This is a genomic window from Microcoleus sp. ARI1-B5 (genome assembly GCF_036705795.1).
GTDB lineage: Bacteria > Cyanobacteriota > Cyanobacteriia > Cyanobacteriales > Microcoleaceae > Microcoleus.
The window spans coordinates 311,350-335,712 of the sequence record NZ_JAUBVK010000005.1; the positions used below are offsets into that span (position 1 = coordinate 311,350).

General features: G+C 47.4%; 23 protein-coding genes. 11 read left to right on the forward strand and 12 right to left on the reverse strand.

The features are described 5' to 3' along the window. Positions 1-61 precede the first annotated feature (61 nt). From QUB63_RS11055 to QUB63_RS11065, 3 genes are all read right to left on the reverse strand, one after another. Entirely contained in the window at positions 62-796 is a 735-nt protein-coding gene (locus QUB63_RS11055) for a DUF928 domain-containing protein (protein ID WP_332945113.1), read from the reverse strand. 143 nt (positions 797-939) lie between these two features. Further along, complete coding sequence (locus QUB63_RS11060; RefSeq protein WP_332945114.1) at positions 940-1,677, reverse strand: DUF928 domain-containing protein; 738 nt, start codon at positions 1,675-1,677, stop codon at positions 940-942. A 140-nt stretch (positions 1,678-1,817) separates the two neighbouring features. After that, positions 1,818-2,558 (reverse strand): DUF928 domain-containing protein, encoded by a 741-nt coding sequence (locus QUB63_RS11065; protein ID WP_332945116.1) that lies wholly within the window; start codon positions 2,556-2,558, stop codon positions 1,818-1,820. A gap of 390 nt (positions 2,559-2,948) precedes the next feature. On the opposite strand from QUB63_RS11065, the gene QUB63_RS11070 reads away from it, so the two are divergent. The 4 genes from QUB63_RS11070 to malQ all read left to right on the forward strand — a co-directional run bounded on the left by QUB63_RS11070 (position 2,949) and on the right by malQ (position 8,362). Then, positions 2,949-4,688, forward strand: coding sequence for a CHASE2 domain-containing protein (locus QUB63_RS11070; protein WP_332945119.1), 1,740 nt, complete (start codon positions 2,949-2,951; stop codon positions 4,686-4,688). 611 nt (positions 4,689-5,299) lie between these two features. Next, a complete protein-coding gene (locus tag QUB63_RS11075) occupies positions 5,300-6,058 on the forward strand; it encodes a MinD/ParA family ATP-binding protein (protein WP_332945120.1) in 759 nt (252 codons plus the stop codon). Positions 6,059-6,261: 203 nt separating this feature from the next. Further along, positions 6,262-6,387: a photosystem II protein Y gene (locus tag QUB63_RS11080; RefSeq protein ID WP_332945121.1), complete on the forward strand. Its 126-nt coding sequence runs from the start codon at positions 6,262-6,264 to the stop codon at positions 6,385-6,387. 466 nt (positions 6,388-6,853) lie between these two features. Beyond that, entirely contained in the window at positions 6,854-8,362 is a 1,509-nt protein-coding gene (gene malQ / locus QUB63_RS11085; protein ID WP_332945122.1) for a 4-alpha-glucanotransferase, read from the forward strand. Between the two features lie 236 nt (positions 8,363-8,598). Here malQ and QUB63_RS11090 read toward each other — a convergent pair whose 3' ends face one another. Together QUB63_RS11090 and QUB63_RS11095 are read right to left on the reverse strand one after the other, a co-directional pair. Next, complete coding sequence (locus tag QUB63_RS11090; protein ID WP_332945123.1) at positions 8,599-9,477, reverse strand: helix-turn-helix domain-containing protein; 879 nt, start codon at positions 9,475-9,477, stop codon at positions 8,599-8,601. Continuing rightward, positions 9,474-10,268 carry a pseudouridine synthase gene (locus QUB63_RS11095; RefSeq protein WP_332945220.1) on the reverse strand — a complete coding sequence of 265 codons (795 nt, stop codon included), beginning with the start codon at positions 10,266-10,268 and terminating at the stop codon, positions 9,474-9,476. Before QUB63_RS11095 ends, QUB63_RS11090 begins: the two co-directional genes overlap by 4 nt. A gap of 595 nt (positions 10,269-10,863) precedes the next feature. On the opposite strand from QUB63_RS11095, the gene QUB63_RS11100 reads away from it, so the two are divergent. Then, positions 10,864-11,655, forward strand: coding sequence for an LmeA family phospholipid-binding protein (locus QUB63_RS11100; protein WP_332945124.1), 792 nt, complete (start codon positions 10,864-10,866; stop codon positions 11,653-11,655). Between the two features lie 29 nt (positions 11,656-11,684). Here QUB63_RS11100 and QUB63_RS11105 read toward each other — a convergent pair whose 3' ends face one another. The 3 genes from QUB63_RS11105 to QUB63_RS11115 form a co-directional block, all read right to left on the reverse strand. Then, positions 11,685-12,593 carry a phosphatidate cytidylyltransferase gene (locus tag QUB63_RS11105; protein ID WP_332945125.1) on the reverse strand — a complete coding sequence of 303 codons (909 nt, stop codon included), beginning with the start codon at positions 12,591-12,593 and terminating at the stop codon, positions 11,685-11,687. A 492-nt stretch (positions 12,594-13,085) separates the two neighbouring features. Continuing rightward, the gene (gene cbiT, locus QUB63_RS11110) at positions 13,086-13,679 is read right to left on the reverse strand and encodes a precorrin-6Y C5,15-methyltransferase subunit CbiT (protein ID WP_332945126.1); all 594 of its coding nucleotides are present in this window, start codon (positions 13,677-13,679) and stop codon (positions 13,086-13,088) included. 99 nt (positions 13,680-13,778) lie between these two features. After that, positions 13,779-15,377, reverse strand: coding sequence for an aminotransferase class I/II-fold pyridoxal phosphate-dependent enzyme (locus tag QUB63_RS11115; RefSeq protein ID WP_332945127.1), 1,599 nt, complete (start codon positions 15,375-15,377; stop codon positions 13,779-13,781). Positions 15,378-15,745: 368 nt separating this feature from the next. Here QUB63_RS11115 and QUB63_RS11120 point away from each other — a divergent pair, with 368 nt between their 5' ends. From QUB63_RS11120 to QUB63_RS11130, 3 genes are all read left to right on the forward strand, one after another. Beyond that, a complete protein-coding gene (locus QUB63_RS11120; protein WP_332945128.1) occupies positions 15,746-15,994 on the forward strand; it encodes a gamma-aminobutyric acid A receptor, epsilon-like protein in 249 nt (82 codons plus the stop codon). Between the two features lie 267 nt (positions 15,995-16,261). After that, a complete protein-coding gene (gene ychF / locus QUB63_RS11125; protein WP_332945129.1) occupies positions 16,262-17,353 on the forward strand; it encodes a redox-regulated ATPase YchF in 1,092 nt (363 codons plus the stop codon). Positions 17,354-17,375: 22 nt separating this feature from the next. After that, a complete protein-coding gene (locus QUB63_RS11130; protein ID WP_332945130.1) occupies positions 17,376-17,741 on the forward strand; it encodes a phage holin family protein in 366 nt (121 codons plus the stop codon). Between the two features lie 143 nt (positions 17,742-17,884). On the opposite strand, the gene QUB63_RS11135 is transcribed toward QUB63_RS11130, so the two are convergent. The 3 genes from QUB63_RS11135 to QUB63_RS11145 form a co-directional block, all read right to left on the reverse strand. Then, entirely contained in the window at positions 17,885-18,319 is a 435-nt protein-coding gene (locus tag QUB63_RS11135) for an NUDIX hydrolase (protein WP_332945131.1), read from the reverse strand. A gap of 266 nt (positions 18,320-18,585) precedes the next feature. Continuing rightward, complete coding sequence (locus QUB63_RS11140) at positions 18,586-19,038, reverse strand: DUF3531 family protein (protein WP_332945132.1); 453 nt, start codon at positions 19,036-19,038, stop codon at positions 18,586-18,588. Positions 19,039-19,116: 78 nt separating this feature from the next. Next, positions 19,117-20,133, reverse strand: coding sequence for a Sll0314/Alr1548 family TPR repeat-containing protein (locus QUB63_RS11145; protein WP_332945133.1), 1,017 nt, complete (start codon positions 20,131-20,133; stop codon positions 19,117-19,119). Positions 20,134-20,644: 511 nt separating this feature from the next. Between QUB63_RS11145 and QUB63_RS11150 the strand changes: the two genes are divergently transcribed. Together QUB63_RS11150 and rsmG are read left to right on the forward strand one after the other, a co-directional pair. Continuing rightward, a complete protein-coding gene (locus QUB63_RS11150; RefSeq protein WP_332945134.1) occupies positions 20,645-21,310 on the forward strand; it encodes an ABC transporter ATP-binding protein in 666 nt (221 codons plus the stop codon). Positions 21,311-21,481: 171 nt separating this feature from the next. Then, the gene (rsmG, locus tag QUB63_RS11155; protein ID WP_332945135.1) at positions 21,482-22,225 is read left to right on the forward strand and encodes a 16S rRNA (guanine(527)-N(7))-methyltransferase RsmG; all 744 of its coding nucleotides are present in this window, start codon (positions 21,482-21,484) and stop codon (positions 22,223-22,225) included. 115 nt (positions 22,226-22,340) lie between these two features. Here the strand turns inward: rsmG and QUB63_RS11160 are convergent, their stop codons facing one another. Next, on the reverse strand, positions 22,341-24,245 hold the full coding sequence (locus tag QUB63_RS11160; RefSeq protein ID WP_332945221.1) for an Ig-like domain-containing protein: 1,905 nt from the start codon (positions 24,243-24,245) through the stop codon (positions 22,341-22,343). Here QUB63_RS11160 and QUB63_RS11165 point away from each other — a divergent pair. Next, positions 24,151-24,363: hypothetical protein (locus tag QUB63_RS11165; protein WP_332945226.1), on the forward strand; the 213-nt coding region annotated here is incomplete at its 3' end. The genes QUB63_RS11160 and QUB63_RS11165 overlap by 95 nt on opposite strands.

Consider the following 24,363-nt stretch of genomic DNA (forward strand, 5'->3'; position numbering starts at 1 on the left):
TATCAATCTTCAGATAATAGGAAGAAGGACAAGAGAAAGCCTCGTCGAGCAATAGGGAGGCTTAAAAAGACTGAACTAGGGGTTGATCGGCGATCGATTCTAGTTTTTGGGACTGCAACAATTGCGTCCACTCGGCCTTGATCCCCGCATCATCGGGTGCGCGGCTGCGCATTTGGGCTAGAGTAGCAAGAGTCTCGTACCAAATGCCATTTTTAGCATAAGCAATTAGCTTCGCCCTCGGGTCGGGATTTGCTAAATCGCTCTTGAGAGTTCCCTGCGGTTCAATTCGCTGCATCCATCCTTTAACAATATAATCTCCCGATCGCTCCTGAGGATCGCAAGCCAGTGCAAACGACCACACATATCGCTTACCAACCTCAATATTTTTTGTCTTGCCTTTGTCAGACAGGCTAACTCCCACAATTCCGGCTTTGTCAATTTTTAAACTAGATTCGTAGACTACTTCGGATTCATCTTCGTTTAGCAAAACAAACTCTACTTGAGCCGCCGGTTGAGAAACATATACAAAAAATGTTGGCGACTCTGTTAGCGTTAAGCCAATATTGCTTTCAGGTATTAAGGGAGTAATAGATAAACCCTCGCCCAACTGACAGCCTCGATGCGTTCCCCCTTGCCGGTTATCGGGGGCTGTGACCTCTGGGGGTGTGAAATTAACATTCTGATTCTGGAGAATTGGTGCAGGTACGGCCTGCATCGGTGGGAGCAAACTGGGGAGAGTAACGGAAATCGCAAATACAGCGATCGCCAGTGCAGCCTTATTTAGAAAACGTTTCATTTTTTTACCGCATACAAAAAAATTTGGGTTGGCATTTTTACTCCTCGCTAGGAGTTTGAATCAAGCGCGGGCTATCGGCTTAATTTGTCAATTTTCAGATCCTAGGAATAAGGACAAGACAAAACCTTGAGAAATAGGGAGGCTTAAAAAGACTGAACTAGCGGTTGAGCGGCAACTGATTGTAGTCCTTGGGACTCCAACAATTGCGTCCACTCGGCCCTGAGACTCGCATCATCGGGTGTTCTTCGCCGCATTTGGGCTAGAGTAGCAACAGTGTCGTACCAAATCCCATTTTTAGCATAAGCGATCGCCTTAGCCATAGGGTCGGGATTTGTCAAATCCTTCTTGAGAGTTTCCTGCGGTTCAATTCGCTGCACGAACCCTGACACAAAATAATTCCCCGAGGAATCGTCATTGCAAGCCACCGAAAATGACCACTGATATGGCTGGTTAACCTGAATAGGTTTTTGGCGAGATCCTGTTTCAGGAATACTGACCTCAACTATCCCTGGTTTGTCAACTTTGAAAGTAGTTTTATAAACCTCGGTTCCTTTTCCATCTTCAGCTTGCAAAATAAACTCGACTTGAGTCGAATTGGCAGAAACGTAAGCAAAGAATGTTGGCGACTCTGCTAGGGTTAAACCAACCTTTTTTTCAGGTATTAAAGGAATAATAGATAAATCCTTCGGACAAGCAGGGCCTCGATGGGCCCCCGGTATCCGGTTGCCGGGGGCTGTGACATCTGGAGGTTTGAAATTAACATTCTGACTCAGGAGAATTGGTGCAGGCACAGCCTGCATCGGTGGGAGTAAATTGGGGAGAGTAACGGAGATCGCAAATACAGCTATTGCAATCGCAGCCAAATATATAAAACGTTTCATTTTTTCACCAACTTGTAGAGATATTATCGATCGCGTCTCTAATGTTAGCCCGGAGTGTTCACCCCGGGCGCGATCGGGTAAATTTGTCAATTTTCAGAGCGCCACCGGCGGGCGGAAAAAACTTCTAGCAATAGGGAGCTTTAAAGAGGTCCAACCAGCGGTTGAGCTGCGACTGATTCCAGTCCTTGGGACTGCAACAATTGCGTCCACTTGGCCCTGAGCCTCGCATCCCACGGTGTCTGGCGGCGCAATTCGGCTAAAGTAGCGAGAGTTTCGTACCAAATCCCATTTTGGGCGTAAACGTTGAGCCTAGTTATCGGGTCGGGATTTGCTAAATCGCTGTTGAGAGTTGCCTGGGGTGCTATGCGCTGCACGAACCCTTTAACCACTGAATCTGCCGATCGATCGTCGGGTTCGCAAATCATCGAAAACGACCACACGTATCGCTTGCCAACTTCCAGGGATTTGTGGTTGTCGCCCGTAGCAGGGATGCTAATTCCCACAATCCCGGATTCCTCAACTTTAAATGTTTTTTCGTAAATTACTTTGTCCTCGTTTTCATTCAGCAAAGTAAACTCTATATCTGCCGAGGTTTGAGGAACGTAGACAAAAATTGTGGGAGACTCTGTGAGGGTTAAACCGATCTTAGTTGGAGGCACCAAAGGAGTAATAGATAAACCCGCCGGACAAAGCTTGCTGCCGCGATGTGTCGCTCCTTGTCGGTTCCCGGGGGCTGTGACATCGGGAGGCTGGAAATTAACATTCTGACTCAGCACCATCGGCTGGGATTGTGCCCGCACTCCCGATGGCGAACTGGGGACGGTAGCTGCGATCGCAGCGGAGGCGAGCGCAAGTATAGCCCCATGTATAAAACGTTTCATTTTTTTGTACCTTTCATTATAATGTTGCAAACACAGGCATCCCCTGGTGGCGACAAATATTTTTGAGCGTCGAGTCGAGCGCGCAGATACACAATTGGAACCTTGACATATCAATAACATTAATTTATGCGATCGGCAAGTGGATTTTCAGGACGGCAAATCCAGCGAGCGAGGTTGCGACTGCGATTGCAGGCACATTCCCTCGCGACCGACAGTAAAATTTTGTTACAAAGCGGTCGGAGTTTCCGGGTGCTCTAAGATGGAGGAAGTCTCGTGTAGGTGGCTGCAAGCACAATAACTGCTGTTCGGTGAAACCCGTCAAAATTTTATATTGCGGTAATGAGTAAAATATCTAACAAAATTCGATCGGCAGCGACTCAATTGAGTCAAATGTATAAACCATCACTCTTATTTGCTAGGTCTGTATTAATTGCCAGCGCGGCAGTAACATTCTCCTTGATGGGGGCCCGACACCTAGGAATACTCGAGCCATTAGAAATCAGCGCTTACGACCAAATGGTGAGGTGGCGTCCCGATGAAAAGCCAGACTCGCGCTTGCTAGTTGTGGGGATTACCGAAGGAGACATTCAGAAACTGAAACAGTGGCCAATATCCGATCGCAAAATAGCTGAAATATTACAAAAACTGGACAAAATGCAGCCGGCAGTCATCGGTTTAGACATACTGCGAGACGTACCTTTAGGAGACGGGCGCAAGGAATTAAGTAAAGTTTTACAAAAAAGCGATCGAATTATCGGGGTATGTTTAGTCACCAACGGGGGCCCGGACAATCCCGGTTCTCCGCCGCCGCCGGGAATACCAGAAAACCGCGTGGGATTTGCCGACTTCGGAGTCGATCCGGGCGGCATACTGCGCAAGGCTTTATTATTTATGAAACCGCCGAAAATTCAGGGTAGATCCTCCACCCAAAAACATCTGTGTAATGACAGTTCTCAAGTTTTAGCTTCCTTCAACCTCCAGCTAGCACTCCGCTACCTGCAAGGGCAAAAAATCTTTCCCAAACTGGCGCCCGATCAATCTTTATGGCTGGGAAAAAGCCAATTAAAACAACTAAAAAGCAATGACGGAGGATATACAAATGCCGATGTCAGGGGATATCAAATACTAATTAACTATCGTTCCCGGCGGCAAGTCGCAAACCAAGTCACAATTGCGGATGTTTTAGAAGGTAAAATCGACCCAAATTTAGTGAAAGATAAAATAGTTCTCATCGGTTACACCACAGAAACCGTGAGAGATTTCTTTTATACTCCTTACAGTGCGCGACAGCAAAACAACCAGTTTATGCCGGGTATCGTGGTACACGGACAAGTAATTAGCCAAATTTTGAGTGCTGTTTTAGACAAGAGACCTCAGTTTTGGTTTTGGCCGGAATGGATAGAAATCCTGTGGATTTCGGGATGGTCAATTGTGGGAGGAACAGTGGCGTCGCGGATGGCTCACCCCGCACGGTTGGCGCTGACATTCGGAGCGATGCTGTCCGGGTGTTTTGCTTGTGGCTTTGGGATTTTTCTGCAGTCCGGGTGGGTGCCTGTGGCAGCGCCAGCCTTAGCATTAATCCTAACTGGCGGCAGCATTGTATCAGCAGACAGATTTAATAAATCAGGATATGGTAAGGTAATTAGCGATCGAGTAAAACAAGTCTTCAAAATAGAAATAGACCAAGCCCAAAAAGAACAGGAAGTCGCAGAAATTATACAATCTGATTTCTTTAGAGACTTGCAGCGAAAGACAGAGCAACTGAGGAATAGCAAAACAGAAATCTCAGAAAAAGCACCTTCAAAGCCCCAAGAAATAACGGACGGTGCCGCAGAGCTTCCCAAGGCCGAAAGTGAGACAGACGACTACTTGGCTCAGTTGCAGGAAACAGTCAAAAAGCAGAAGCAGCGCGCCGCCGCGACTGCATCGGAAAGCGGCTCAAAAACCGAGATCGCGATCGATGCCGGCATGGGTGCTAGTTCAACCGAAACCAAACCAGAGGAGGAGTTCAGCGATTTGCAAGCCAAAGCAAAACAGATGCGGCAGCGCCGGATCGAAGAAAAGAGGCTCAAAGATGAAAAGATGGATAATTTAGCAGACAAGGAGGATTTGGGGGAAAAGGAAGAATGACAGACAACTCGACGGCATCTGGAATTGTATCATAATTGACGATCGCAGTTTCTTACCCTGATAGTCTGAGCAGAACATACAGTCAAATATGACTTACATTCGGTTTGTAGGCTGTTACGGCTACTGGGCGAACTACTGGGCCCTCTCTCTAGACGAATAAGGTTGTTGAGATTGCTTTTAGTTGTAGACTACTGTCTTGTACGCCTCTGATTAATTCCTTAGTTTATAGAATCTGATGGATTGCAGACTTCGCAGCTAACCAGGGTTCACACCTATAGAGGACAGACATCATCAACCTGTCTATATAAAAGTCAAGCATCTCAAGAACTTCAAAGTCAATAAATGACTAGACTTAAATAGGGCTTGCTGAAAAAGTGTACGTAGTGGAAAAACGAGGGTACACAGCTTGAAAAATATTAGGTTTATTGCTAAATTCCCAAATGCAAGCCAGAGACGAACAACCAAGGTGCAAGGGTTTTGAGCCTCTATAATCCTATAACTTGCACGCTTTGTAGAGCCAAAAAAACTTGAACCCCTTATCTGGTCGGATTTCTACTTTTATTCAGCAAGCCCTAAATAGATAATTGTTCAATCTTTGCAATACGCATATCATGTCCAAAATCATCTCTGTCCACTCTTACCGGGGCGGAACTGGCAAATCTAACACTACTGCAAATCTGGCATCTATTATCGCTCGCGGCGGAAATAGGGTCGCCATTGTGGACACAGACATTCAATCGCCCGGGATTCACGTGCTGTTCGGTTTCAGCGAGAGCAACATGGATCGCTGCCTGAACGATTACCTGTGGGGCAGGTGTCCCATCTCGGATACTGCCTACAATGTGAATTCGCTGCTGCCAAAATTAGCCACTAACGGCAGCCTCTACCTGATTCCTTCGAGCATTAAAGCAGGGGAGATAGCGCGAGTTTTGCGGGAAGGCTACGACGTGGGGCTGCTTACCGACGGCTTTCAAGAACTGATCGACGTTCTGAACTTAGACTACCTATTTATCGACACGCACCCGGGGCTCAACGAAGAAACCCTGCTCAGCATTACCATTTCCGACATTCTGCTGCTGATTTTGCGCCCGGATCAGCAAGATTTTCAGGGAACGGCTGTCACGGTAGATGTGGCGCGCAAATTGGAAGTTCCCAAGATTTTGATGACGATCAACAAAGCTCCAGAATCCTTGGATTTCGAGGATTTGAAGCAGCAAGTAGAGAGTATTTACAACATCCCAGTTGCAGGGGTGCTGCCCCACAGCGACAAGATGATGCTGCTCGCCAGCAAGGGGGTGTTTGCCCTGCACTTCCCTAAGGACCCTCTAACTAAGGTGGTGGAAGGGATTGCGAAACAGATTGTGGGATAATTGGTGTAGCGGGAACCTCACGACCTCACGGCAGCCAGTTGCGAGATCAATTCCTGCGGAGCGATGTTCTGCAAGCGCGATGGCGAGTGCTGTGGAGGAACTTTTTCGGCGACAATATTTGCTTGAGGAGTCAGGAGAATGGCGACAAAATGAGATACAAATAGATTATGAGAATTTGTTAAAAAACTTTAGGAGGAGAACTCATGGATTTTGACTGGCGCATACTAATAGTATTGAGTCCCGTCTTGTTGGCGGGCGGCTGGGCTGCGTACAACGTCGGCGCTATAGCTCTCAAACAAGTGGAGAAGTTGTTGAACAAGGAAACTTAAACTCAGCATCTTCACCCGTAATTTCGCAGCCGACTGTTTCTGGAGATACAAAAACAGCCGGCTGATTTTTGCGTTGGCTCTCAGGAGAGCGATGGCGATGTTTGGCCATCGAGGGCAATTTACGACTCCAGACAGATAGGGCGAAAGCCAAAGAAAAGTTATAAAGAAACGATTGCGCAGAAACCGGGTGCGATCGACCAAAATATTTACTAGCAAGCGCTCCAGGGTAATAGAACCCAATTGGCTACATTGGAGCAAGCGCCTGGGGGGGCTTGATGTTTTCCGATCGGCTCAGCAGTCGTGATGAGATGGCGATACAAATATTTAGCAAGCACGTTCCCGCAGAAAATATGAGACAATCGCAAAAGTATTTGCCCTGAAAATCTCCCTAAAAACTGCGAAGTTTAACCATTAGGGAATATCGGTCAAATTGTCAATGTTTAACTCCTATATCTTGAGATAGATTATGCTTTTTCCCCGAGCTAGCGGCATTCTACTCCACCCGACATCTTTTCCCAGCCGATTTGGCGTTGGGGACATGGGAATAGAAGCATATCGCTTTATTGACTTTTTAGTAGAGAGCGACCAGCAATACTGGCAGATATTGCCGCTGGGCCCAACAGGATACGGCAATTCTCCTTATTCGTGCTATTCAGCAATGGCGGGAAATCCGCTGCTGATCAACCCAGAACTGCTGCGGGACGAGCAATTGCTCGCAGATGAAGACTTCGCTAATTTGCCAGAATTTCCGCTCGATTATGTAGACTTCGAGCGGGCGATAGCCCTGAAAGTGCCTTTGCTCAAAAAAGCTTGCGAAAACTTCAAAACCAAAGCATCGCCGATCCAGCAAAAAGAATTCTCAGCTTTTTGCGAAAGCAAAGAGAGTTGGCTGGAAGATTACGCCTTATTTATGGCACTAAAAGACAACTTTGGCGGTGTTAGCTGGAACAATTGGGAACCAGAAATTGCCCGTCGAGAACCAGAGTCGCTAGAGAAGTGGCGCCAGCAGCTAAATGCTGAGATTTATTACTACAAATACGTCCAGTTTGAGTTTTTTCGCCAGTGGACGGAGTTGAAACGCTATGCCAACCTGCGGGACATTAAAATTATTGGCGACATTCCGATTTATGTAGCTCACGACAGCGCGGATGTGTGGTCTCATCCAGAAACATTCTGCTTGGATGAAGCCACCGGAGAAGCAGCTTTAATGGCCGGAGTTCCCCCTGATTACTTCAGCAGTACAGGTCAATTGTGGGGCAACCCCGTCTACAATTGGGAGAAGTTGCAAGAAAATAATTTTGAGTGGTGGGTGCAGCGTTTTGAAGCGATTTTCGCTTATGTAGACGTGACTCGGATCGACCACTTTCGAGGATTTGAGGCTTACTGGGCGGTGAAGCGCGGGCAAGAAACTGCGATGTACGGAGAGTGGATTAAAGCGCCGGGAACAGCTTTGTTGGATGTAATTAACGAAAAGTTTGGCAACTTGCCGATTATCGCTGAGGATTTAGGGGTAATTACTCCCGAAGTGGAAGCTTTGCGCGATCGCTTCGAGTTTCCGGGAATGAAGATTTTGCAGTTTGCTTTCAACTCTGGCCCGGGCGAGCCTTTTTTGCCTTTCAACTACGATCGCAACTGCGTAGTCTACACCGGCACTCACGACAACGACACGACTGTGGGATGGTTCAATCAACTGCAACACTACGAAAGAGATGAGGTTTATCGTTATTTGGGCTGCATCGATCCCCAAGGAATTCACTGGTCTTTAATCCGCATGGGTTGGATGTCTGTTGCTAATTTGGCAATTGTGCCGTATCAAGATTTGTTGGGTTTGGGTACAGACGCGCGGATGAATTTTCCGGGGAAAGCAGAGGGAAATTGGGGCTGGCGGTATCGGCCTGAAGCTTTGAATTGGGAAGTGCGCGATCGGCTCAAAACCATGACTTACATCTGCGGGCGCGCTCCCCATAAAAATTGATAATGGGTAATCGGTAATCGCTAATGGGTAATCGGTAATCGGTAATCGGTAATGATGTCATGTCCGGTCAATTACCCGTAAGAGAAACGGTTTGTAGTGAGGACTTTAGTCCTCACTACAAACTAATCTTATTGTGGTGGTTCTCTTCGGACATGATATGAGTCAATAAAGACGGACATTCTCATTAAAAACTGTGGACTCCCAGCCATTACCAATTACCAATTACAAATTAACAATTAACCTTGATTCTTGGGCTTGGCTGAAGGTTTGAGTTCGTCTGCTTTAAAAACAACTTGTTTGGCAACTCCAGGCTCTCCGAGTAGTTCGGATTGTCCGTTATTAACAGCAATCATTACCCCACCGGCGTTACCAGCTACAACTACCAATTTTTTATCAGCCTGCCACGTGCGTACTGTCCCCATTGGCAAAGTTCCCTCAAACTCTGGTTTGCCATCAACTTCAATCTGCATCCAGGATTCGGCCTTAAAAGTGATGCTAACCATCACTGGTTTATTGCCAGATTTATCTAAACTTTGACCAGTTCTTGCGGCTTCCACAGCATCGTAACTATCCGGTTTCTGATTTTTTGAGGCGGTGCTCTGGGCAAATAAACGAGCTTGTTCTTGCTGCGCAAGCGCTAGTTCTTTGGTTTGGGCACCGTTTTTTGCTGTCAGAGAACCGCCCATCAACTGAGATAAGCCATTGACGGAACAGATAATTAGAAATGTGTAAAAGATGTACAGGTGCATCGGTCGCAACTGAGGCCCATCCTGCCAGGATAGCTTGGTTCTCGATCGCGGCGGCGGTTCGATCGGGAAAAAGTCAGCAAACTGAGCTCCGTCCAAACCCATTGCTTCGGCGTAGCGCTTAATCAAACCCTGAGTGTAGACTGGTTCGGGAAGTTGGTCGAGTTGACCGTCTTCGATGGCTTGCAGCAGATTCCGCCGAATCATGGTTACCACGGCTACTTTGTCCAAAGAAATCGATTGCTGTTCGCGGTACTGTCGGAGTTGAGATCCTATTTCCGCTAGCTTCTTCTGAGGTAGTTCTGGTTCTTGGGAGTGCAGTTTCTGCTTTGTTGTTTTGAAGAATAAAAACAATAAATTCTTTGTCATATGCTGTGCTCCTGGAGATTTACTGGCACGCTTATTGATGTTAGGTTGACTAGATTCCATAAATAAATAATTTCTGAATCTTCTAGGGGTCGGTAGCAGCCCGGTGGCAATATTGGCCCTGCGGGCGGCTGCAATTGAATCGGGCCAATGGCTGTGCGGTGCAGGCGCACCACGGGATATCCCAACTGTTCGGCGGTTCGCCGAATCTGTCGGTTTCTCCCTTCTGATAGAATGACTTCTAACAGAGTTTGGTCTCGCGCGCGATCGAGAACTCTAACTTTCGCCGGCAAACTTTTTCTACCGGACAAGATAATGCCCTGACGCCACGCTTGGAGTATGGGTTCCGGGGGATCGCCGAGCACCCAAACCTGATAAGTTTTGGCGATCGAGTGACGCGGATGGGTCAAACAAAATGTCAGCTTACCATCATTGGTGAGCAAGAGGGCGCCGGTGGAATCTGCATCTAAGCGTCCTACGGGGTGGATGCCTTGACCTGACCGCAGTTTGGGCGGCAGCAGGTCGAGAACTGTCGATCGGGCCGCAGGGTCGCTGCAAGTAGAAACTACGCCTGCGGGTTTGTTGAGCAACAGATAGACACAAGCGGGTCGATCCGTTGGTTTCACCGGGACTCCATCGACTTCGATGAAATCGCGATCGGGATTTGCTTTTTCTCCTAAACGAACAATATTGCCATTAACTCGGACTCGTCCAGCTACAATCATCTGTTCTGCAAGACGGCGAGAGGCAATGCCCCACTGGGCGAGGATTTTTTGCAGCCTTTCATCAGACATGACGGGAGTGTGGAAAGCCCCAACACGCGAGCGGTGGGGGAGGAAAGACGACACGGTTAATTGATTAACCGATGCTACCAATGCTCAATTCCTGGTTGGGAATAAATTACAATGCTGAGCAATCATTACAGGACGCCCGGCCCGGTGCCGATTGTCCTTGTGGCATGACCCTGAATGTTGTGCAAAAACTACGAGGAAAAGACTCGCGGCAGGCCTGTACCTGCACCGTTGGTTTGTTGCTGGTTTGATATGTGTGGGTCTGACCCGACCATGAACCAACACTACCATAAAACCGGTACTGGTGGTTAATTTTATACGCTCGATCGCGAAATTTACCTCGGGATCGCACAACTAGCGAACTCATGAGAGAGTCAGAGGGCCCAAAGGGTGAGAATTTTGCTGCTTCAGGCATTGCTGATGCCTGAAAACTGCTTCGGGAGTGATTTAGGAGTTGCGCTCATCAACCCGGTTCTAACGGAAAATCAGAGGTTGACGGCGATATCTCTGTGCAGAAACCGGGTTTGTGAGGTCGGATGCGCCAGTCCTAGTTAAATTTTTGTGTTTGAATGTTAAGGTTTGTATTTGGAAATTGTTTATGACTGTCGATCGCAACTCTCTTTTATTTGACAATATAGCTGGCGCTGCTGGCTCTGGTGAGACTGCTAATCTCGGCCTTGAAGCGGGGACACCGCCGCCGAGTCAAGGCAGCCGGATCGCGAGCTCGGTGCTGTCTCCAGCGGTGCAGTTGTTGCTGCGATCGCAAGTTCAGCAGGTTGACGAGTTGAAGGTGAAAATTGAGGGGAGCGATCGACAAATCTTCAGCGGTGCGATCCCCAAAGTAACAGCAGCCGCTCGCGGTGCCGTGTATAAAGGATTACACCTAACAGAAGTTGCCATAGAGGGCTGCGGCATTCGCATCAACCTCGGTCAAGCTCTCAAAGGCAAACCCCTGCGCCTCCTCGAATCGGTTCCCGTGGCAGGCGTTTTGAGGCTCTCTCAAGCGGATTTGAATGCGTCGCTGAAAGCGCCTTTGCTGGCTGATGCTTTGAGTGAATTTTTGCGGCCAATGCTGCCGCTGACAGATGGGGAAAAGTCGCTGAAGTTGCAAAATTCGCAGATAAAAATTGAGGCGGCGAAGTTGACACTTTCGGCGACTATTTTGCGCGCTGGCGGTACGCAAATTCCTTTGGTATTGCGGACTGGTTTGCGGATTGCCAGCGGTCGCGAATTGATGTTTGAAGCACCGGAAATCGAAATCGATCGAGAATTAAAGAGCAGTGATTTCAATGGTTTTAACATTGATTTCGGGCCGGAAGTCGAGATTGAGGAGTTAATTTTGAGTTTGGGGGAGATTGTTTGTCGGGGATCAATTAGAGTTTTGCCTTAGTTGAATCTCGCCCCAGTCACTTCGGCTTGTCAAAAGAAAGACTCGATCGCGGGCAATAGCAAAGTCACAAAATAGTAGACTAAGGGTGCGGTAAAAACATAACTGTCGGTGCGATCGAGAATGCCGCCGTGACCCGGAATCAACTGTCCCGAATCCTTAACGCCGGCGTCTCGCTTCATCATCGACTCAGTTAAATCTCCCAACAGGCTAGCAACACCAATCAACAGACCAAAAGCACACCCAGTATACGGCCACCCCGGCCATTGCAAATACCAAGACCCGGCGGCGGCCACGGCGATGCTGCCGCAAACTCCAAATACGGCACCTTCAACGGTTTTTTTGGGGCTGATGTGGGACAGGCTAGTGCGGCCGAAGAATTTGCCGACAAAATAAGCGCCAATGTCAGCGGCCCAGATGCAGAGGAAAGCCAGCAGCAGCGAAGTCAATCCTAAAGATATGTTGCTGGAACTTGTCCAAGACTCAGACGAGTAAATGTTAACTGGCAAATTGCTTGCTACTACTTGCGAAAATTGGGTTGTAGCCAGATTGGCCGGATCGAGTCCGACTCGCAGCCGTACCCAATAGCTAGGCAAATAACCGCCGTAGAACAATCCTAAAATTGAGGAGGCAATATCGGCGATCGTCGATAATTTAGGTTGGAATAACAGGTAGAAACAGATTAAGGTTCCGGCTAGGGGGAACATGGCATCTACGAGTTGCGGTGCTAGGGCGGCAGTAATTAGCAGGCCTTGACTGACAACTAAGGTAGTTTTGGCAGCGGGTGCAATGCCTTTAGCCCGGGCTAATTGAAAATATTCCAATTGACCGAGGTAGACGATGGCTCCAAAGCCGAGGGTGAAGTACCATCCCCCCATAATAATCATTCCCAAAGCAAGGACGATCGCAACTATTCCACTGAGGATACGAGGCCAAGGCATAAAATGAATTTCTCACAGGAGACGGCGGGTCAGTCGATTTTAGATTTTAGATTTTAGATTTTAGATTTTAGATTTAGTCCACAGATGAATCTGGGGGTTGGAACTATGGTCTAAAATTTTGTTTTTTGGGCGGGAGCGGTCGATTTGGGATGCAAGGATGCAAGGATGGTTAAGGTGCAGGTTCGTCCTCCCATCCCCAACCGGCGATCCAAAATTTCAACTCAGACGATCGCTCCAGCTAAGGTCGCCCTTATTCTAAGTATGAACGTTAAGCGAACGTAAAAAAGGTTAAGAATTACATTTAGTGTGTGATTCTCAGTGATACAGCCTCCGGACCCACATCACCATCTTTGATTTGGTCTAGGAGTCTGTCAGTCTAATGACAGATGACAGATGATAGATTACTAATGAGTAATCACTGCTGACAAGCCAACGACCGGCTCTTCGGGCAAGCTGTCAACTGTCAATTGTCAACTGTCAACTGACCAATGACTAATCCAGCTTTTCGCCGCTGAGAATAAAGATGGGATTGACGGCGGCAAAGGTTTGACTCAAGCCCCGAGTCTCCAAGCGGTTGACGGCGGACTGGACTACTTCGATGTTGCGGACTTGCAACTCGGCGAAGCTTTCGGAAAGGGCGTAAAGATTTTCTAAATTCGATGCTGTAGCCACAACTCGACCGCGCGGCTGCAAGTACCGCCAGACTTCTTGGAGAATGGCTTTAATCGGGCGCCCTCCTTCGATGCAGACTCGGTGGGGGGGTTGAGGCAGATTTTGGAGGCATTCCGGGGCACTGCCTTCTATGACTTCTACGTTTTTGATCTCGAATCGATCGCAATTTCGGCGAATCAAGCTTGCTACTTCTTCGTCCCTTTCCACGGCGATAATCCGACCTTTGGGACACAGCAAACCTGTTTCTACGGCAATAGTACCCGTACCTGCACCGATATCCCACACCACCGAGTCTGCTTGCAGCCGCAGGTGGGAGATTAACAGCAGCCGGACTTCTCGCTTACTCATGGGAATTCCCGGTAAACGTTCAAATAAGTCATCCGGGATGCCTGGAGTGACGTAGGGCCAAAGCATAGTTATATTTTTGATTTTTGATTTTTGATTGAAGCAAGACGGCAGTTGGAACTCGCGGAAGAAGTAGAAATTCTCCCCATTTCCCCCAAGCCTTCATATTTACTGTCGCACAACCTTGAGAGTTTGGAGGCTTCTATCGCTGCAACCTGTGATTTTTCCGCCGGCGACAAGGATTTGTTGCAGGTAGTCAACGGCTGCTGGGGTAATGATTTCACCGGGCATCAGGACTGGTATTCCTGGGGGATAGGGACAGATGAGTTCGGCGCACAGGCGATCGACTGCTTTGTCTGCAGGTACTGTTTCCGCTGGAAAAAAGAAAGCCTCGCGGGGGGAGAGGAGAGGGGGAGAGGGGGAGAGTGGGAGATTGGGAGATTGGGCAAATCTTCCATCGGACATCGGACTTCTTCTCTCTTCCTTCTTCTTTCTTCCTTCTTCCTTCTTCCTTCTATCCTTTACATCCGTTACATCCGTTACAGAATCCGTTGCCGAACTTCCTTCTTCCTGACATCCGTTACAGAATCCGTTGCCGAACTTCCTTCTTCCTTCTAAAACAGTACAAGCTTTAACTAAATTGTCAATATCTGATTCTGTATTTCCCAAGCTGATAATAAATGTTAGATGTTGCGGCATTGGTAGTTCTGCGGTGACTGCGAACTCCGAGTGTAGAATTTCATCAGCCGCAAATCCAGTAATTCCTAAATCCGATACTTTTACTGTTAGCCTCGTTCTGTCTAATGCTGCAAAACCGGGCGTATTTAAGGGTTCTAAAACTGACAATCCGGGAATTTGACTGATGTGCGATCGCGCTTTTTCTGCTAATAGTAAAGTTTGCGCCATTAACTCTTTGCCGTTGAGTGCGATTTGTTGGCGGGCGGCGTCTAATGATGCTAACAATAAGTAGCTGGGACTGGTGGATTGTACTAGCTGCAATGCTCTATTTAGTTTTTGGATATCTATACGATCGCCCTTGACGTGCAGCATCGATGCTTGTGTCATTGCACCGAGGGTTTTGTGGATTGATTGTACTGTTAAATCGGCGCCGGCTGATAGTGCTGGTTCTGGCAAGTTGGGATGGAAGTTAAAGTGCGCGCCGTGGGCTTCGTCTACTAATAACGGTATGTTGTATTGATGGGTAATTTGGGCGATCGCCCGCAAATCCCCGCAGACGCCGTGATAGGTTGGGTAGACGACCATTACTGCTTTCGCGTCGGGATGTTGTTTTAGGGCTGCTGCTGCGGCTTCTGGGGTGATGCTGTTGGCAATATCCCAAGTGCGATCGTACTCGGGATTGAGAAAAATCGGGATTGCACCGGATAAAATTAGGCCTGAAATCGCTGAGGAGTGGATATTTCGAGGCAAGATTATTTTATCGCCTCTGCCGCAAGTCGCTACAATGGCGGCGATAATTCCGCAAGTCGAACCGTTTGCTAAAAAGCGAGTTGAGTCTGCTCCAAATGCTTGGGCGGCTAAGTCTTGAGCTGCTGCAATTGCACCTTCTGGGTTGAAGAGATTGTCTAATTCTGGCAATTCCGGCAAATCCGAGCGAAATACTGCGGCACCGAACAAGTCAACTAACGGTTGAGAAATGCCTTGTCCGCGTTTGTGTCCGGGGGCGTAGAATGGGGCGTGATCGTGATTTGTGCGATCGCGCAGGGCATCTAATAGGGGTGTTTGTTGTTGAGAGTTTGCTGGAAACACTTATACGATTTTAGATTTTAGATTTTAGATTGGGGATGACTCACTGGATCTGCGTTGGGATCTTCCCTAATACTCAAGGCCTAATTTTAGGCGGGCATAACAGTGAATTATCGCTATTTAGATAGATGTGTTAGCCGCTGTTTTGATTTTAATATAAGAGACTCGTTCATAAATATTTGATTGAGAGTTCAACCGCAGATAAAGGCAGATAGACGCAGATAGACGCAGATAAATTTAAGGTATTTTTCAATTTTGTCAACTCTAATTAACCAATACCACAAATCGGGTGTTTTTGTTTTAAAAGATAGCTGGAAGTGGTGACAAATTGTTTTTGAGACATCTGTATTACTAGCGAGCGAAAGACTAACATGATTTATCCCACTCCCGATCCGTTTCCAGGCCCGCAGATTCCCGGTACTGAACCGGGGCTGCCGCAGATTCCTTCATCGCCACCGGTGCCTGGCCCCGTACCGGAACCGATTCCCGGCCTCGTACCGGAACCGGTACCTGCGCCAATTCCGCAGCCAATTCCCGAACCGGTGCCGGAAACTGTACCTTCTCCGATTCCTCAAACAGTGCCGGAGCCTATTCCTCAGACAATCCCTGAACCTATCTAAATTATGTTTTAGTCCAAAGGGAAGTTTAACAGAATTTGTGAGGTCGATCGCCCAAACCGAGTTTCTGGCAAGTCCCGTATTTGTGGATAAATAAGGGACAGGGACAGGTTTTGGGCGATCGCTTTTTTGTCTGACAAGTTATGAACCGTTGAGCCATCTACCTCAAGTTAGACATTTAGCCGAACACAGGCTTGAAGTTTGAGGCGGCTTGTCCGATATATTGCTGATACTTATGATATTTTGAAACAGTGATATTTCTAAATAGCTATGCTTACCGCCGGAATTGTCGGACTGCCTAATGTTGGCAAATCTACTCTGTTTAATGCTTTGGTGGCTAATGCCAAGGCGACTGCTGCTAATTTTCCTTTTTGTACGATCGAGCCAAACACGGGTATTGTGGCAGTACCCGACGAACGGTTGAAGGTGCTGAGCAATATTGGCAATTCAGCGCAAACTGTGCCGACGCGGATGGAGTTTGTCGATATTGCAGGTTTGGTGAAGGGTGCCAGTCAGGGGGAAGGGCTGGGAAATCAGTTTTTGTCTCACATTCGGGCTGTAGATGCGATCGTCCACGTTGTCCGCTGTTTTGACAATGATGATATCATCCACGTTTCGGGTTCTGTCGATCCTCAGCGAGATATTGACATTATTAATCTCGAACTAATTTTAGCAGATTTAGCTCAAATTGAACGCCGGCTCGATCGCACTCGCAAACAAGCCCGCAACAACAAGGAAGCTCAAGCAGAAGTGAACGTGCTGGAAAAGTTGGTTGGGGTTTTGAATGCAGAAAAACCCGTGCGCCAGAGCAGTTTAACTGACGAAGAAGCTGAATTAGTTAAAGGTTTAGAATTGTTAACCAACAAGCCGATTATCTATGCGGCTAACGTGTCTGAGGACGATTTGGGAACCGGAAATAACTATGTCGAACAAGTCCGGGAAATAGCAGAAGCAGAAAATGCTAAGGTTGTCATAGTTTCGGCGCAAGTTGAGTCAGAATTGGTGGAGCTACCAGAAGAAGAACGGGCGGATTTCTTAGAATCTCTGGGGGTGACAGAAGGTGGCTTAAAATCTTTGATTCGAGCGACTTACGAATTATTGGGTTTGCGGACTTATTTCACTAGCGGGCCGAAGGAAACTCGCGCTTGGACGATTACCGCGGGAATGTTAGCGCCGCAAGCTGCGGGGGTGATTCACTCTGATTTTGAGCGGGGTTTCATCCGGGCCGAAACTGTAGCTTATGAAGATTTGGTGGCTACCGGTGCGATGAATGCAGCTAAGGAAAAAGGCTTAGTTCGCAGTGAAGGAAAAGAGTATGTTGTACAAGAGGGGGATGTGCTGTTGTTCCGATTTAATGTTTAGCCTTTTTTAAGGAGATAAGCAAATGGATATCGTTTCGCTGGCAATTGCTTGGTTGGTAACATCTGTGAGCTTTTTTATTATTTCCAAGTTGCCCATCGGGGTAGACATTGATACTTTTGGAAAAGCAATGATTTCGGCAGCAGTTTTTGGATTGCTGAATGCTTTACTGCGGCCGGTTTTTATGTTGTTTACTTTTCCAGCTTTGTTGATAACTTTTGGTTTGTTTATGATTGTTATCAACGCTGCTATCTTTGGATTGGCGGCTTGGCTAGTCGAAGGGTTTCGCTTGCGCTGGGGAATTTGGAGTGCCTTGCTGGGTGCTTTAGCCCTCGGTTTCATTAACTCTTTGCTCTATCAGGTGTTGAGTACGCTGCCCAGAGTAAGGTAGAGAAAGGTAACGCGGGGGCGGGTTTATCGATCCTGTTAACTGTGGCAAGTATTTCGGGTGAAACCTGCCCCTACTGCAAATTTTTTGAGTAAAAATTGCCTGTCTGAGGTATTTGTTTGTTGGTATTGGGATCGGTTTAATTATCAGCTTTCGCAATAGTCGAGAAAACTTTCGGGAACTAGGCGTAATTCGCCCGATCGAAATCGGTCAACAGGCATCCAGAATGCGGTAAATTTCCAGTTACCATCTACAAAATCCAGACTCTCCAATTCATAGAATTTGGAGTCAACAAAATCGCACTGGTAGAGTTGTATTAATTCGTGTCCGGCTTGGCCATTAAAAATAAAGAAGTTTTCCAAACAAGCCAAATATTTGATATTTGTTAACTCGGCTTGAATTTCTTCTTGAAATTCTCTTTGCAAAGCGTCGCGACTGTGTTCCCCGAATTCTACGCCCCCGCCCAGAGCTCGGTACAATGTGCCTTGTTTTACCGGATCTTTGAATTGGGAAACGAAAATGCGATCGCCCGCTCGAATTAATCCTAAAACAATTACACGAATTTTAGGTGATTTTTGCATAATTATACCATTTCTCAAAAAGCTTGCAACAACAGAAGTATTGGGCACAGTGAAACTCCGGGTTATTTCCTGTGCCCTGTTTGTCAGGTGGGGCTCTATGAGATTGTCGCTCTTGCTTGAGGATTGTCGATGGCGATGCACCCTAGGGCTGCGGTTTCCTCTTCTTTGCATCAAAGATTTATGCAACTCAAGCCTACACATGACCAATCACTAATGACTAATGACCAATGACCAATGACCAATGACTCATGACTAATGACTCATGACTAATTATCAGCAACAAAAGCCTCTCGACTGCGACTGTTTTCCACGGGCCAGTTTTTATTTTCCCCGCCAATAATTAGTTCTTCAATAGTCACAAATTCTTTGCTGAGTTGCTGGAAAACATTAATTAAAACATCGATGGCGATAGCGTCGCTAGTGCCCAAATCGAACCAGCAGCGAGCCCAAGAACCTTGATACTCCATTTCTCCCATATTGTGCATCAAAGCCATCATGCTTTGGTCGGCTAGATTAACATCGTAATCCATGTCACTAATATCTAAGCCTTCATCTTGAACTTGCAAATTTTCAGCATTAAATCCTCCCAGTTTTCCCAGGAAAAACCAAGAGTCAAACACTTCTTCTACATACTGTTTTTCGCCGTTTGAAGGCACATTGCTGAATTTTAGCCAAATCCAGAGGTCAAAGGGGTTAAATTCGCGAAACTGTACTTGCATCAAGTTTTACTCTTGTTAATAACAACCGCCAAGATGGTACTGTCAACTGTCAACTGTCAACTGTCAACTGTCAACTGTTTAGAGTGGTGGTAAAGCCGTCGGCCCCCAGATTCCATCTCCATCTCTAATTTTATCGCGCATCGGGTCGCAGTCGCGAGATTTGCTGTCGAGATTGTTGCGGGTTTTGCACTGCTGAAAGAAGATTTCGGCTACTAAACTGCGCGGTAGTAGGTCGGGTTTTGCTAAGGCGGCGTCGAAGTTTTTTCGGGCTTCTTCAAGTATGGTTTTGTTGTTGGATTGAGTCTTGGCTTGAGCAAATAAGACTTGTGCTTTGAGATAAAGAATTTCGGGGTTGGTGGGTGTTTCTGCGAGTGCTTTGTTGGCAAATTCTAAAGCGCGATCGTACTTTTTCAAGTCTCGATAGCCTACGGCCATGCCGCGATAAGCTAAGTAGCGGGGCGAGGCTTTTTGTTCGAGTCTTTGGATTGCTTCGCTGGGGTTGGAAAAGGGCAGGTTTTTGGCTAGCATTAAATCCATGTAGCCTTTGAGCAGGTTGAGTTCGGGGTCGTTGGGAGCTATTTTTTCGGCGGCGTCTAGGTATTGAAATACTACTCGCAGTTTGTTGAGTGCTTGGGGCGCGCCTTTGGCTGTTCCTTCTTTGGCTATGCTATTTGCTCCTTCTAGAAAGTGACCGACTGCTGTGTAAATGTTGCCGCGCAATGGGTTTGTTTTGGTCAATTTTTCGCCGAGTTCGCGGGTTTTTTGCGCGTAGGTATTCATCGAGTTGAAGTCCTGCTCGATGTAGGATAATGAGGCTGCCATTGCATAGGCTAGCGGTTCGTTTGGTTCGGCTGATAGTGCTTGTTGAACTTGTGTTTTTGCTTGTTTGTAGTTTCCTTGCTGAAACATTGTTTTGAAGGCGGTTTCGGTGTTGGGCCCGATCGCCTGCGGGTTGTTGGCGCGAAAGGGATCGCCCGCTACTGCTGAGTTAATGCAGATGCCCAGGGCGATCGCCGCTGCAAGTACGATCGCCCGCACTGTCTGTTTAGAACTTAACATTTGCTTGCCCAGCCATGCTAAAGGGTTTTTCGTCATTGTCAATTCTCTGAGTGTAATATAGTGTAAACTAGAAACTCATGAGTTATAGAAGAGAAATGGAAGTCGTCCCAGGGAAGAAGTCCGAGGCAAGAAGAAAGAGGGAAGAAGGAACAATAGCAACGGTTTCAGGAATTAAGAACGTCCTCATCGTCGGGCGCGGTTGCTATAAATTCTCAGACTCTCGGCCGGCGATCAAAAAAAGAGTAAAATTTGCTTGATTTTTTCCGGCTCTTGCGGTATATTTTAATAATGGGAGTGTGAGTTTTCATATATAAATGGACAGATTTCCATTATTAGAATATACCATGAAACAAGTTAAAAATCAAACGCCAAAGCTCGAAAAAAAAGGAAATTTTTGTAAAGATTTATGTAAAATAATTTTGGGCGATCGGCACCAGCCAAAAACAACCTTAACTATTAATAGCACAACCAGAAGCTGAGGGATACACGATTACCAATTACCAATTCCCCATGACCAATTCCCAATTACCAATTCCCAATTACGTTAATGCTTTATCTAAAAAACTTAGTCTATCATCCTACAGCCTGTCCGAATGCTATTCTGAAAAACATCAACTTAGAACTGCCATCGCAGCAAATGGGGCTGATTGTCGGCCGCAGCGGTTCCGGCAAAAGTACGCTATTAGAAATATTAGCAGGTTTAGCAGAAAAAACTAGCGGCGACATCCGCTGGCGCGAACAAGAATTAACACCGGAACACTTGCAACAGTTAGGAGGCTTAGTGTTCCAGTTTCCAGAAAGGCATTTTTGCGGAGGCACAATTTTAGAAGAATTGCGACTGGGACATCCCGAATTGGGACAAGAACAAATTAACTCAGCAATGGCAGAAGTGGGACTCGGACATTTGCCGCTGCGCGCTTCCCCCCACGCTTTGAGCGGCGGACAACAGCGCCGGGTGGCCTTGGCTGTGCAGCTAATCCGCCAACCGCATTTGCTGCTTTTGGACGAACCGACGGCGGGTTTGGATTGGTCGATGCGCCGACAGTTGGTAAGCTTGTTGGGTAAGTTGAAAAATCACTGGACTTTGTTGATTGTTACTCACGATGCTAGCGATTTATTGAGCGTGGCCGATAAGTTTTGGACTTTAGACCACGGGAATTTGCAGGAGGTCGATCGCGCTAAATTAGAAGCTAAGGAAACGAGTTGCGTTTAGATTTATCGGTTTTTTTTGGGGTTTCTCGGCGAAGAGAATTCGCAACTACACAAACGATGTCCATGCCAAGCGGACTGAAGAAATGAGTCAATTGGGGGCGAATAGAATTCGCGTCTATATAAAGGATGTCCATGCCAAGCGGACTGAAGAAATGAGTGGAAATAGCATCTGATGAATGAGAATGAAATGCCCGTGTTGCCCGAGATGAATGAGTTGTGGCAAAAAACGCTGAATTGGCAGCCGGATGAGTCGCAGCAGCAACAATTTCAGCGGCTTTATGAGTTAATTGTTGAGGGCAATCGTTCCTTGAATTTAACTCGAATTACTGAGCCGATCGAGTTTTGGGAAAAACATCTGTGGGATTCTCTGCGGGGAATTGCGAGACTGCTGGGAGTTAATCACAATTTGGCGGAAAATGACGATTTTCCCGCCGAGTCCCCGTTCAAAGCGATCGATATCGGGACTGGTGGGGGTTTTCCGGGGTTGCCGATCGCGATCGCCCTACCGGATTTATCTGTCACCTTGCTCGATTCTACTCGCAAGAAAATTACTTTCTTGGACACGGTTTTGCCGTCTTTAGGGATAAAAAATGCTGCGACTTTGCTGGGCAGATCCGATGAAATTGCCCGACAACCGCAGCACAGACAAGCTTACGATCTCGCATTTCTTAGGGCAGTTGGAGCAGCTTCTCTGTGCGCTAAATACGCGCTGCCTTTCCTCAAAAATGGCGGTTTGGCTGTACTTTATCGGGGAAATTGGACGCTGGAGGAAGAGGCCCAGTTGCAAAGTGCGATCGAGCATTTGGGCGGCACAGTCGAGTCAGTCGAAGCATTCACCACGCCGACGAGTCAGGGCGCGCGCCACTGCGTTTACTTGCGGAAAACTGTACAGCAATTAGAGCGCCCCAATCGCTAGCTAGAGTTAATATCATGTCCGCTGTCACTACCTAATCGGTTTGAGCGTGAGGACTTCAGTCTTCGGATGGATGCGGACTAAAGTCCGAACGATCAAACTGTATATGATTGCCTGGTTAAATGACAATCTGGAAGTCGCTAGCTGTCAGGGACGGTGCACCGTCAATTTGGGCAAATAGCACTCCTGTTCCTAAACCAACTGCTGCCCCATTCTGGTTGAAGAATAACTTGCCGGTGGCGCGACTGTAAACAATTAGCCCATCGCTGGTTTCGGCGGCTAAATCGCTATTTACAAAGGCAATATTCGCCGAAGTAATTGTTCCGAATGATGTTTGAGATAAGAGGATTTGGTCGCTACCGATCGCAAAATCAGCAATGATATCTTTCCCAAAATCAGCAGCATTAAAAGCACTGTTCGATCGGAACAAAAACCGATCGTTACCAGCACCTCCAGTTAACAGGTCATCGCCTGCATTGCCTGCAAGTTGGTCGTCGCCGCCGCCGCCATTCAGCGTATCGTTGCCGTCACCGCCGGAAACATTGTCAGCACCTACACCACCCTGAAATGTGTCGTCGCCACCTCCCATGTCCACAAGAGAATTGGCGTAGATTCCCAACAAGGTAATGACATCATTGCCATCAGAATTTGAATTGGTAGGTTCATCGCCTTTGAGATCGATCGCAAAGTCGTTGTTGTTCAGGGTGACGGTGATGCTGTCGTTACCAATGCCACCAATAATTTTGCCGTCGGTAGGCGGTATATAGTTGGGATTTGTGTTGTTGTCCGAGGGGGCAGCAAAGGTAATGTTGATGGTATCATTGCCTGTACCGCCGTAAACCTCTTGAACGCCGTCGGGGTCGGTGATACTGTCGTCGCCTGCACCTCCGAAAATGCGATCGAAATTGCCCAAACCGCCGTTGATTGAATCGTTGCCACCCTGGCCATCTATGAAATCGTCCCCGCCGTTGCCATTGATGATGTCGTTGCTTTGGGTGCCCGCGAGTGTATCTGCATCGGGAGTACCGTTCAGAATAGATGGGATAATCGCTTTAACAGTCACCTCAACTTTGGTAACATCCGAACCACCGCGACCATCTTCGATTTGATAATGAAAAATATCGTCTCCGCTAAAATTGGCATTCGGGGTATAGGTAATGAAATCATCTTTGAGATTGTCCGGCGTACCGTTGTCGTTGACTGCTGCTTTCCCGTTGAATGCAGGCTTGAAAATACTCAGTTTCAGGGGGTCGCCATCGGGGTCTGTGTCGTCATCCAAGACGTGAATATCGACTGAACTGTTAGCATTGACAGTCGCAGCATCGCCGGAGGCTACAGGCGATTGATTAGTGTCGATCGTCACCTCAACTTTGGTAACATCCGAACCGCCCCGACCATCATCTATTTGATACTGAAAAATCTCGTCTCCGCTAACATTAGCATCCGGAGTATAGGTAAAGAAATCATCCTTGGGATTGTCTGGCGTACCGTTGTGATTAATAACTACTTTTCCCTTGCTTGGAGGTTGGAAAATACTCAGTTTTAAGGGGTCGCCATCGGGGTCGCTGTCGTCATCCAGGACATAAATATCGACTGAACTGTTAGCATTAACGGTCGCACTGTCGCCGGATGCTACGGGCGATCGATTAGTGTCGATCGTCACCTCAACTTTGGTAACATCCGAACCGCCCCGACCATCTTCGATTTGGTACTGAAAAATATCGTATTGATACTGAAAAATACCATCTCCGCTAACATGGGCAGCCGGAGTATAGGTAATGAAATCATCGTTGAAATTGTCTGGCGTACCGTTGTCATTGACAACTGCTTTCCCGAGACTTGGAGGCTTGAAAATACTCAGTTTCAGCGGGTCGCCATCGGGGTCGCTGTCGTCATCCAAGACGTTAATATCGACTGAATTGTTAACTTTGACAGTCGCGGCATCGCCGGATGCTACGGGCGATCGATTGGTGCCCTCAGAAGGTATCGGAGATGGTGTCGGAAATGTGATTGGAGTCAGTATCGGAGGTGCTGTCGGCAATGTGATTGGAGTCGGTATCGTCGGTATCGGAGGTGCTGTCGGCAATGTGATTGGAGTCGGTATCGTCGGTATCGGAGGTGCTGTCGGCAATGTGATTGGA